Annotated in this window: 8 protein-coding genes; 4 read left to right on the plus strand and 4 right to left on the minus strand. The window is 74.0% G+C overall.

The window, feature by feature from the left end; translation table 11 throughout:
- Window positions 1–173: 173 nt before the first annotated feature.
- Window positions 174–932 (minus strand): enoyl-CoA hydratase, encoded by a 759-nt coding sequence (locus tag NH602_RS22680; RefSeq protein WP_073574318.1) that lies wholly within the window; start codon window positions 930–932, stop codon window positions 174–176.
- The gene (locus tag NH602_RS22685; protein WP_100878177.1) at window positions 929–2,098 is read right to left on the minus strand and encodes a CaiB/BaiF CoA-transferase family protein; all 1,170 of its coding nucleotides are present in this window, start codon (window positions 2,096–2,098) and stop codon (window positions 929–931) included. The genes NH602_RS22680 and NH602_RS22685 overlap by 4 nt, the downstream gene beginning before the upstream one ends.
- A 71-nt stretch (window positions 2,099–2,169) precedes the next feature.
- On the opposite strand from NH602_RS22685, the gene NH602_RS22690 reads away from it, so the two are divergent.
- Entirely contained in the window at window positions 2,170–2,898 is a 729-nt protein-coding gene (locus tag NH602_RS22690) for a GntR family transcriptional regulator (RefSeq protein WP_374210250.1), read from the plus strand.
- Between the two features lie 14 nt (window positions 2,899–2,912).
- On the opposite strand, the gene NH602_RS22695 is transcribed toward NH602_RS22690, so the two are convergent.
- On the minus strand, window positions 2,913–3,671 hold the full coding sequence (locus NH602_RS22695; RefSeq protein ID WP_179762314.1) for an IclR family transcriptional regulator: 759 nt from the start codon (window positions 3,669–3,671) through the stop codon (window positions 2,913–2,915).
- Between the two features lie 4 nt (window positions 3,672–3,675).
- Complete coding sequence (locus NH602_RS22700; protein ID WP_253068856.1) at window positions 3,676–5,076, minus strand: SLC13 family permease; 1,401 nt, start codon at window positions 5,074–5,076, stop codon at window positions 3,676–3,678.
- A gap of 279 nt (window positions 5,077–5,355) precedes the next feature.
- Between NH602_RS22700 and NH602_RS22705 the strand changes: the two genes are divergently transcribed.
- From NH602_RS22705 to NH602_RS22715, 3 genes are read left to right on the plus strand one after another with little or no spacing between them, the layout of a single operon-like run.
- Window positions 5,356–6,522 (plus strand): alanine--glyoxylate aminotransferase family protein, encoded by a 1,167-nt coding sequence (locus tag NH602_RS22705; RefSeq protein ID WP_100880556.1) that lies wholly within the window; start codon window positions 5,356–5,358, stop codon window positions 6,520–6,522.
- Window positions 6,523–6,565: 43 nt separating this feature from the next.
- Window positions 6,566–9,529 (plus strand): FAD-binding and (Fe-S)-binding domain-containing protein, encoded by a 2,964-nt coding sequence (locus tag NH602_RS22710; RefSeq protein ID WP_179762315.1) that lies wholly within the window; start codon window positions 6,566–6,568, stop codon window positions 9,527–9,529.
- A gap of 4 nt (window positions 9,530–9,533) precedes the next feature.
- Window positions 9,534–10,304: a fumarylacetoacetate hydrolase family protein gene (locus NH602_RS22715; protein ID WP_073574312.1), complete on the plus strand. Its 771-nt coding sequence runs from the start codon at window positions 9,534–9,536 to the stop codon at window positions 10,302–10,304.
- The last annotated feature ends 83 nt before the right edge of the window (window positions 10,305–10,387 follow it).

Consider the following 10,387-nt stretch of genomic DNA (forward strand, 5'->3'; position numbering starts at 1 on the left):
GCTGCGGCGGCGCTGACCGCCCTCCGGGCCCGGCGGACCCGCCACTCGGGCCCCACGGACCCGCCACTCGGGCCCCACGGACCCGCCACTCGGGCCCCACGGACCCGCCACTCGGGCCCGACGGCCCGGCGCCGGCCCCGGTCACCGGTCCGACGGCGGACCGGAGCCCCGGATCAGGTCCCGGTCCAGCTCGGGGTGCCGCCCTGCCCGAACCCGGCGACCGTCGTGCGGAAGTCGGTCGAGCCGTAGACCCGGTCGACCACCGCGGTGTCGTCGGCGGACCGGTCGTCCAGCAGCCGCTTGGTCGCCCAGACCGTCAGCGGCGCGCCGGTGGTGAGCCGCCCGGTGAGCGCATCGAGCCCCGCGTCGAGGTCGTCGACGACGGCGTGCAGGAACCCCGGCACCCGCGCGGCCTCCTCGGCCTCCAGCATCCGCGCGGTGAGCAGCAGGTCCGCGGTCAGCGGGCGGCCCAGGGCCTCGACCATCAGGTCCAGGGTCCGCGCGGACAGGCAGTTGCCCAGCGTGCGGGCGATCGGCACGCCGAACCGGGACCCGGGCGTCGCGATGCGCAGGTCCGCCGCGCAGGCGATGCCCAGCCCGCCGCCGACGCAGTACCCGGCCACCGCGGCCACGGTGGGCACGCCGACCGCGCGCACCCGGTCGAGCACGGCGGTGACCCGGCGCTCGTAGGCCACCCCGTCGGCGCCCGAGGTGAACGCGCGGAACTGGCCGATGTCGGTGCCCGCGGCGAAGGCCCGGCCGCCCTCGCCGCGCACGACGAGCGCCCGGACCTCCGGGTCGGCGTCGGCCCGCTCGCACGCCGCCACCAGCCCCTCGTACATGCCCCAGGTCAGGGCATTGCGCCGCTCGGGACGGCGGAAGGTCACGGTGAGCACCCCGGCCGCGAGCTCCGCGGTCACCTCCGGGCTCACGCGTGGCCCCCGCGGGCGGGGTCGGACAGCTCGGCGAGGACGTCGTCGGTCGCCGCGCCGAGCGGGGGCCCGGCGGTGCCCCGCCGCGCGGGGGTGCGGGAGAAGCGCATCGGCGACCCCAGCTGGCGGACCGCGGGCAGGGTCGGGTGCGGGGCGTCCCAGAAGAAGTCCCGGCCGGTGAGCAGTGGGTCGGTGAAGACCTCGTCGTAGCCGGCGATGGACGCACAGGGGACCCCGGCCGCGTCGAGCGCGGCGAGCACGTCGGACGACGACCGGGTACTCGTGACCGTCTCGATGCAGTCGATCAGCGCCACCCGGTTCGCCAGCCGCGAGCCGGGGTCGGCGAAGCGCGGATCGCGCTCGAGGCGTTCCAGCCCGAGCGCCGCGCACAGCGACGTCCAGAGCCGGGTGGTGTTCGCGCCGACCGTCACGTGCCCGTCGCGGGTGCGGACGGCCTGGTAGGGGGCGTAGCGCTGGTGGGCCGAGCCCTGCCGCGCGGGCACCTCCCCGTCGCCGAGATACATGCCGGCCTCCCACACCGCGAGCGAGACCCCCGACTCCAGTAGCGAGACGTCGATGTGCTGACCGGTTCCGGAGCGGTCCCGCTCGCGCAGCGCCGCGGTCACCGCGAGCGCCACGTAGAGCGCGGTCACCAGGTCGCAGACCGGCACGCCCACCTTGACCGGGTCGCCGTCGGGCTCCCCGGTCACGCTCATCAGCCCGCTCGCGGCCTGCGCCATGATGTCGAGCCCCGGCCGTGTCGCGGCCGCACCGTCGACACCCCAGCCCGACGCCGAGGCGTACACCAGCTCCGGACGGCGGTCGGCCAGGGCCTCGTAGCCGAGCCCGAGCCGGTCCATCGCGCCCGGCCGCAGGTTCTCCACCACCACGTCGGCGCGGTCGACCAGGGCCAGGAACGCGGCGCGGCCCCGCTCGTCCTTGAGGTCGAGGACGACGGACTCCTTGTTGCGGTTGAGCCGCAGGAACGGGGAGCTCTCGCCGTCGAGGAACGGGCCCGCGGAACGGGTCGGGTCGCCGGTGCCCGGCGGCTCGACCTTGACCACCCGGGCCCCGAGGTCGGCGAGCTGCATCGTCGCGAACGGCGCGGCCATGAAGGCCCCCACCTCCAGTACGAGCACTCCGGTCAGCGGTGGGTCGGTCTGCATCGGCAGCCCTCCGGGGTCGTCGGCATCGGCCGTGATATACGGTATACGGAAGTACGGGAGAGGTGGGTGCGGTGACGGCGGTGCACGCGGGTACCGGTGGCCGGATCGTCGCGCCGCCGTCCATGGCGGAGCTGGCGACCGACGCCCTGCGCGCGATGATCTTCTCCGGCGAGCTCGCGCTGGGGGAGCGGCTGGTCGAGGCGCGCCTGACCGAGCGGCTCGGGGTCTCCCGCCCGCCGCTGCGTGAGGCGCTGCAGACGCTGACCCACGAGGGCCTGGTCGTCGCGCACCCGCGGCGTGGCGCGACCGTGCGCACGCTGACCCGGCACGACGTCTACGAGATCGTGACCCTGCGCGAGGACCTGGAGGCACTCGCCGTCCGCCTCGGCGTGCCGGTGCGGGTGCCCGAGCGGCTGGAGCGCTGCCGGGCGGCCCTGGCGGCGTTCGAGGAGGTCGGCCGGGCCGGCGACGAGAGCCGGTTCCTGCACCACAAGTTCGAGTTCCACCTGTCGCTGGTCGCACTCGCCGGGCACTCGCGGCTGACCGAGGCCTACCGGGCGCTGTCGTTCCAGATGCAGCTGTGCATGGCGATGAACCGCACCGCCCGTCGCGAGTCCCTGCTGGAGAACGTCGAGCGGCACCGCGAGCTGCTCGCCGTGGTCGAGGCGGGGGACCCGGAGGTCGCGCAGCGGGCCCTGACCGAGCACGGCCACACGTCGTTCCTGCTCGACCTCGTCGACCGGCTCGACGGCGGCACGCCGGAGTCCGAGGAGTGGCTCGCCCGCCGGCGTGGGGCCTGAGCTCCGGTCGGCGCTCACGCGAGCGTCCCGCCGATGCCGTCGGCGGCGGCCCGCAGCAGGGCGGCCGCCTCGGCGACACGGTCGTGCCCGAAGCGGTGGATCGGTCCGGACACCGACAGCGCCGCCGGGCTGGACACCCCGGCGAGCGGGACGGCCACGCAGAACACGCCGACCTCCTGCTCCTCGGCGTCCACGGCGAACCCGGCCCGGCGGATGCGGTCGAGCTCCTCGAGCAGCCGGTCGGGGTCGACGACGGTGTGGCCGGTCGCCGCGGGCAGCCCGGTGGAGCCCAGCAGCCGCCGGGCCGCGGGCGCGGGCAGCTGGGCGAGCAGCGCCTTCCCGACGCCGGTGCTGTGCAGCGGCACCCGTCGCCCGACCTCGGTGAACGTGCGCATCGAGTGCGGACCGGGCACCTGCGCGGTGTAGACGGCGCGCTCCCCGTCGAGCACGGCCATGTTGGCGGTCTCGCCGAACCGCTCTGCCACCGCACGCAGGTCGTCCCCGGCGCGCACCCCCAGCACCCGCGACGCCCGGTCCCCGAGCCCGATCAGCCGCGGCCCCAGGGTGTAGCGGCGGTTGGTGACCTGGTGGGCGTGGCCGAGCTCGCGCAGGGTCGCGACGATCCGGTGGATCGTGGGCTGCGGCAGGTCGACGGCCACGGCGAGCTCGCTGATCGACAGCTCCCCGTCCGCCTCGGCCAGCACGTCGAGGATCCGGAAGGCCCGGACGACGGACTGGACGCCGCCGCCCGGGCCTGCTCCCGTTCCCGGCACCGGATCAGCCCCAGCCGGGGACGACGAAGATCAGCCAGCTCAGCAGCGGTGCCACCGCGCACATGCTGAAGCCCCAGATCATGAGCCCGCGGAACACCCGGTCTGTCTGGTCGGCCGGCGCGTTCGCGACGACGAGCGCCCCGCTGGTGGAGAACGGCGAGGAGTCCACCACCGACGACGACAGCGACAGCGCGATGATCAGGCCGACCGCGCCCACCTCGCCGGCGAGCAGGAACGGCACGGCCAGCGGGATCAGGGCGCCGAGGATGCCCGTGGTCGAGGCGAACGCGGACACGATCGCGCCGATCAGGCAGATGATGATCGCGGCCAGCAGCGGGGACCCGATCGTCGTCACGAGGGTGCCGAGCCAGTCGATGGTGCCGACCCGCTCCATCAGCGACACGAAGGTCACGATCCCGCAGATCAGCAGTACCGTCGGCCACGCGACCTGCCCGACGGCCGCCTTGGCCGACGACGGCGAGATGATCGAGAGGACCGCGGCCACGGTGAGCGCGGTGAAGCCGACGTCGAGGCCGAACGCGAGTGCGCCGACGGCCAGGGCGACCAGGCCCAGGATCGTGAACACGTGGTCGCGTTCGAGCGGGCGGTGCGGCTCGTCGTCGTCCGGGCCGACCGGATCGGCGGCCCCGGACCCACCCGACCCGGCCCCGCCGGTGACCGTCCGTGACCGGCCGTGCGGCACGGCGCCGCCGCCCAGGGCGAGCGAGGTGCCCGGCTCGGCGGCCACGGCGACCCGGTCGTCGCCGGCGCCCGAGGATCCCGCGGCATCCCGGGAACGGCGGAGCAGTTCCCGCCCGCCGAACATCAGGAACACGACGATGCTGAGCGCGAGATTGAACACGAACGACGAGAAGAACAGCAGTCCCGGATTGCTCGGCAGGTTGTTGCGGGCGACGACACCGTTCACGATGCTGCCGAAGATGCTGATCGGCGAGAAGCCGCCGGCGCTCGCCCCGTTGATGATGAGAAGGCCCATCAGCATCGGGTTGATCTTGTAGCGCTGGGCGAATCCCATGCCGATCGGCGCGATGATGGCGACCGCGGCGGGGACGACGGCGCCGACCGCGGTCAGGACGGCGGTGACGCCGAACATGACCCACGGGATCAGGGCGATCCGGCCACCGACGGCCCGTACCGCCAGCTGGACCAGGCGATCCACCGTCCCGTTGCCCTTGGCGATGGCGAACAGCAGGGTCACGCCGACGAGGATCACGAACAGGTCGCCGGGGAACCCGCCGACGATGTCGTCGGTGTCCTCCCCGACGAACGCCGTGCCGACGACGAACGCGGCGACGAAGGCCAGCGCGCCCATGTGGACCGGGAGGATCGTCGCTATCAGGAACACCAGGGCGAGTGCCACGATGGTGATGAGTTCGATGGACATCGTTTTCCTCTGGGGTCGGCACTGACGCAGACAGGAACTGATGACGCGGTCCGCGCGACGTCGCCGGGCCGCATTTTCCGCAATGCGGAAAACGAATTCGATATCCCGAGTATCAGCAGGATCACACACGCCCGTCAAGCGGCGTCGATGCCGCCCGTCGGGATGTGGGAAGGCCCTGCAGCACCCTCTCGACGGCAGACTGTAGACGGTATACCGTCATCAGCGCGAGACCCGGATTCCGCCATCCGGAACCATCGGTCACCGAGCGTGGAGAACCTCATGACGTACGCAGCCGGTCGGCACTTCCTGCAGATCCCCGGCCCGACGAACGTGCCGGACTCGGTGCTGCGCGCCATGTCGGCCGCGACGATCGACCACCGCGGTCCGGACTTCCAGGCGCTGGGGACGGAGCTGCTGCGCGACGTCCGCCCGGTCTTCGGCACCACCGGCCCGGTCGTGATGTACCCGGCCACCGGCACCGGCGCGTGGGAGGCGGCCCTGGTCAACACCCTGAACCCGGGGGAGACGGTGCTGTGCTTCGAGACCGGGCACTTCGCCACGCTGTGGCAGGAGATGGCGGGCCGGCTCGGGCTCCGGGTGGACCTCGTGCCCGGCGACTGGCGGCACGGGGCGGACCCCGCCGTCGTCGCCGAGCGGCTCGCCGCCGACACCGGCCGCCGGATCGCCGCCGTCTGCGTGGTGCACAACGAGACCTCGACCGGTGTCACCAGCCGGGTCGCCGAGATCCGCGCCGCGATGGACGCCGCCGACCACCCGGCCCTGCTGCTGGTCGACACCATCTCCTCGCTCGGCTCGATGGACTACCGGCACGACGAGTGGGGTGTCGACGTGACCGTCGCCGGCTCGCAGAAAGGGCTGATGCTGCCACCGGGGATGAGCTTCAACGCGATCAGCGCCAAGGCCCTGGAGCGCTCCCGCACCGCGACGATGCCGCGCACCTTCTGGGACTGGGGCCCGATGCTCGCGGCCAACGAGCGCGGCTTCTTCCCCTACACCCCGAACACCAACCTCATGTACGGGCTCAAGGAGGCGCTGCGCCTGCTCCACGACGAGGGCCTGGAGAACGTCTTCGCCCGCCACACCCGCCACGCCGAGGCCACCCGGGCCGCGGTGCGGGCGTGGGGCCTGGAGGTGCTGGCCCTCGACGAGCGCGAGTACTCCAGCGCGCTCACCGCCGTGCTCGTCCCCGACGACGTCGACGCCGACAAGGTCCGCGCGGTGATCCTCGACCGCTTCGACATGTCGCTGGGCGCCGGTCTCGGCCGCCTCGCCGGGCGGATCTTCCGGATCGGCCACCTCGGTGCGTTCAACGACCTCACGCTGGCCGGGACCCTCGCCGGTGTCCAGATGGGCCTCGGTCTCGCCGGGGTGCCGGTCGCGGGCTCCGGCCTCGACGCGGCGCTGGAGCGGCTGCAGACCGACTGACCCGCCCCGACCGCCCCCGCACCGTCGCGAGAGGACGCCCCCCATGACCGCCGAGCTGACCCGTCCCGCCACCGCCACCACCGCCGTCCCGGGTCTGGAGGAGACGCTCCGGTCCCGGGTGACCGGCGAGGTCGCCTTCGACGACTACAGCCGCCACCTCTTCTCCCGTGACGCGAGCATGTACGCGATCACCCCGCTCGGAGTGGTCTTCCCCCGTACCCACGACGACGTCGCCGCGGCCGTGCGCACCGCGGCCGAGTTCGGCGTGCCGGTCGTCCCGCGCGGTGCCGGCACCAGCCTGGCCGGCCAGACCGTCGGACCGGGGCTCGTGCTCGACCTGTCCCGGCACCTCAACCGGATCGTCGAGCTCGATCCGGTGGCGCGCACCGCCGTCGTCGAGGCGGGGGTGGTGCAGGACCAGCTCAACCGGGCCGCGGCCGCGCACGGGCTCATGTTCGGCCCGGACACCTCCACGAGCAACCGGGCCACGATCGGCGGGATGATCGGCAACAACTCCGCGGGCAGCGGGTCGCTGACCTTCGGCATGACGATCGACCACGTCCGCGCGCTCGACGTCGTGCTGTCCGACGGCTCCACCGCCCGGCTGGAACCCGTCGACGCCGACGAGCGCCGTCGTCGCGCCGCCGCGGACACCCTGGAGGGCGCCCTCTACCGCGAGCTCCCCGCGCTGGTCACGGAGAACGAGGACGCGATCGCCGCGGGCATGCCGCTGTTCTGGCGCCGGGCCTGCGGCTACCGGCTGGACCGGCTCGCGGGCTTCGCGGAGTCCGGGACGTTCGACCTGGCGACGTTCGTCGTCGGCGCCGAGGGCACGCTGGTGCTGGCGACCCGCGCCGTCGTCGACCTGGTGCCCAAGCCCGCGCGGACGGTCTACGCCGTCGGCCACTTCGACACCGTGCACGGCGCCATCTCCGCCACCGCCGACGCGCTGAGCTGCGATCCGCACCAGGTCGAGATGATGGACAGGACCATCCTCGACCTGTCCCGACGCAAGATCGAGTACGCCGACCTGGGCAACCACCTCGTCGGTGACCCGGCCGCGCTCCTGTTCGTCTCGTTCTCCGGCGACGACGAGGCCGGGCTGGTGGCGAAGCTGCGCGCACTGGCGGCGCTCTGGGAGCGCCACGGCCACGGCTACCACACCCTGGAGCTGGTCACCCCCGCCGAGCAGGCCGCGCTGCTCAAGGTCCGCAAGTCCAGCCTCGGGCTGCTCATGGCGGCGGGGGAGGGCACCCGGCGCCCGCTGGCCTTCGTCGAGGACACCGCGGTGGCCCCCGAGCACCTGGCCGAGTACACCGCGCGGTTCAAGCAGATCCTCGACGAGAACCGTCTCGAGGCGGGGTTCTACGGCCACTGCTCGGTCGGCTGCCTGCACATCCGCCCGTTCGTCGACCTCACCGACCCGGCCCAGGTCGCCACGATGCGCCGGGTCGCGGAGCGGATCAAGGACCTGGTCGCCGAGTACGGCGGCGTGAACTCCTCCGAGCACGGCGACGGCCTGGCGCGCTCGGAGTTCAACCGCGAGATCTTCGGCGACGAGCTGTACGAGGCGATGCGCCGGGTGAAGGCCCTGTTCGACCCGGGGAACGTGATGAACCCCGGCAAGATCGTCGACGCCCCGTCGATGACCGAGAACCTGCGCGACCGCGACGCGCTGCCGCCCGCCCCGCGGCTGACCACGGCGCTGTCGTTCGAGGTGATCGGCGGCCCCGGCGCCACCGGGATGCGCGACGCCGCCGACCGCTGCATGAACATCGGCCTGTGCCGCAAGACCACGGCCGGGGTGATGTGCCCGTCCTACCAGGTCACGCTCGAGGAGGAGCACTCCACGCGCGGCCGGGCGAACGCACTGGTCAAGGCGCTGTCCGAGCCGGACCCGGCCGCCGGGCTCGCCGACGGGCGGCTGCACGAGATCCTCGACCTGTGCCTGATGTGCAAGGCCTGCAAGAGCGAGTGCCCGATGGGCGTGGACATGGCCTCGCTCAAGGCCGAGGCGCTCCACCAGCAGCACGCGGTGCACGGCACGCCGCTGCGCTCGCGGCTGTTCGGTGCGATCCGCACGCTGAACCGGCTCGGGTCGGCGACCGCGCCGCTGTCCAACCTGCCCGGCCGGGTCGGGGTGCTGCGCCGGCTCGCCGAGCGGACCGTCGGGATCACCGCGCGCCGCCCGCTGCCGCGCTTCGACCGGGACAACCTGGTGCGGTGGTACCGGCGTCGTGACCTCACGCGGGCCGCCGCACCGGCCGGGACCGTCGTATGGCTGGCCGACTCGTTCACCACCTTCACCGAGCCGCACATCGGGCGGGCCGCGATCGGCCTGCTGGAGCGTGCCGGGTGGCGGGTCGAGCTGGCCGGCGGCGGCTGCTGCGGCCGGTCCAGCCTGTCCAAGGGACTGCTCGACGACGCCCGTCGCAAGGCGACCGGCCTGGTCACCTCGCTCGCCCGGGACACACCGGCCGACGCGCCGATCGTCGGCTGCGAGCCGTCGTGCGTGTTCACCCTGCGCGACGAGACCCTCGCCTTGCTCCCGGACAGCGCCGAGGCCCGGTCGGTGGGCGAGCGGGTCCGCCAGGTCGAGGAGCTGCTCGTCGAGGCCCTCGACGACGGCCGCCTGGTCCTGCCGGAGCGCTCGGCGCTGAGCGGGCGGCGCGTGGTCTACCACGGGCACTGCCACCAGAAGGCCGAGGTCGGGACCGCGGCGACGCTCGCGCTGCTGCGCCGCATCCCCGGGCTGGAGGTCTCCGAGATCGACTCCGGCTGCTGCGGGATGGCGGGCTCGTTCGGCTTCGAAGCCGAGCACTACGCGACCTCGATGGAGGTCGGCCGGGACCGGCTGCTCCCGGCGATCGACGCCGAGTCCGCCGACACCCTGGTCGCCGCGACCGGCGTCTCCTGCCGCCAGCAGATCTTCCACGGCGCCGGGCGCACCGCCTGGCACCCGCTGGAGCTGGTGCGCGAGGCACTCGGCCCGGCCGGGACGGTGTGAGCGGATGCGACTGGTCCGCTACGACTCCGGCCAGGGCCCCCGCACGGGGCGGGTCGAGACCGGCGGCGACGGCGACGTCGTCCGCGAGCTGGGCCCGTCCGGACCGGGGGCGGTCGCCGGGCGGCTCGCCGAGGTCGTCCTGCTCGCCCCCTGCGACCCCCGCACCATCGTGTGCGTCGGGAGCAACTACCCCTGCCAGCTCGCCGAGAAGGGGCGTCCCCGCCCGGAGCGGCCCGCGCTGTTCCTCAAGGCGCCCAACGCCGTCGTCGGACCGGGGGAGCCCGTGCTGCGCCCGGCCGGGGTGGAACGGCTGGAGTACGAGGGCGAGCTCGCGGTGGTGATCGGCCGCCGGGCCCGTGACCTGGACGAACGCACCGCCTGGTCGCACGTGCTCGGCCTGACCTGCGCCAACGACGTCACCGCGCACGACTACCGCGCCGACGGGCAGTGGGCGCGGGCGAAGAGCGCGGACACCTTCTGCCCGCTCGGGCCGTGGATCGAGACCGAGCCGGGCGCGGGGCCGTGGGGGCTGCGGACCACGCTGAACGGCCGCACCGTCCAGGAGTCCGACACCGGGGCGATGATCTTCGACGTCGCGCGGATCCTCGCCCACGTGACCCGCTGGATCACGCTGCAGCCCGGTGACGTCGTGCTCACCGGCAGCCCCGGCGGGGTCGGGCCGATGACCGCGGGGGACCGGGTCACCGTCGAGATCGACGGCGTCGGGACACTGGAGAACCCGGTCGCCGAGCGGCCCGCGCCCGTCGTGCACTGAGCCGGCCCGGCGCGGACCGCCGCAGCCGGCCCGGCTCAGCCCCGGCCCACCGGCTCCGGCGTGTCCAGCTCGGCGGGAGCGGG

The organism is Pseudonocardia sp. McavD-2-B, assembly GCF_024124365.1.
Lineage (GTDB): Bacteria > Actinomycetota > Actinomycetes > Mycobacteriales > Pseudonocardiaceae > Pseudonocardia > Pseudonocardia alni.

Bases quoted from the DNA above. Each gene is read 5' to 3' on its own strand.
- NH602_RS22700 (WP_253068856.1), bottom strand. From the start codon at position 5,076: ATGTCCATCGAACTCATCACCATCGTGGCACTCGCCCTGGTGTTCCTG.
- NH602_RS22715 (WP_073574312.1), top strand. From the start codon at position 9,534: ATGCGACTGGTCCGCTACGACTCCGGCCAGGGCCCCCGCACGGGGCGG.
- NH602_RS22710 (WP_179762315.1), top strand. From the start codon at position 6,566: ATGACCGCCGAGCTGACCCGTCCCGCCACCGCCACCACCGCCGTCCCG.
- NH602_RS22705 (WP_100880556.1), top strand. From the start codon at position 5,356: ATGACGTACGCAGCCGGTCGGCACTTCCTGCAGATCCCCGGCCCGACG.
- NH602_RS22685 (WP_100878177.1), bottom strand. From the start codon at position 2,098: ATGCAGACCGACCCACCGCTGACCGGAGTGCTCGTACTGGAGGTGGGG.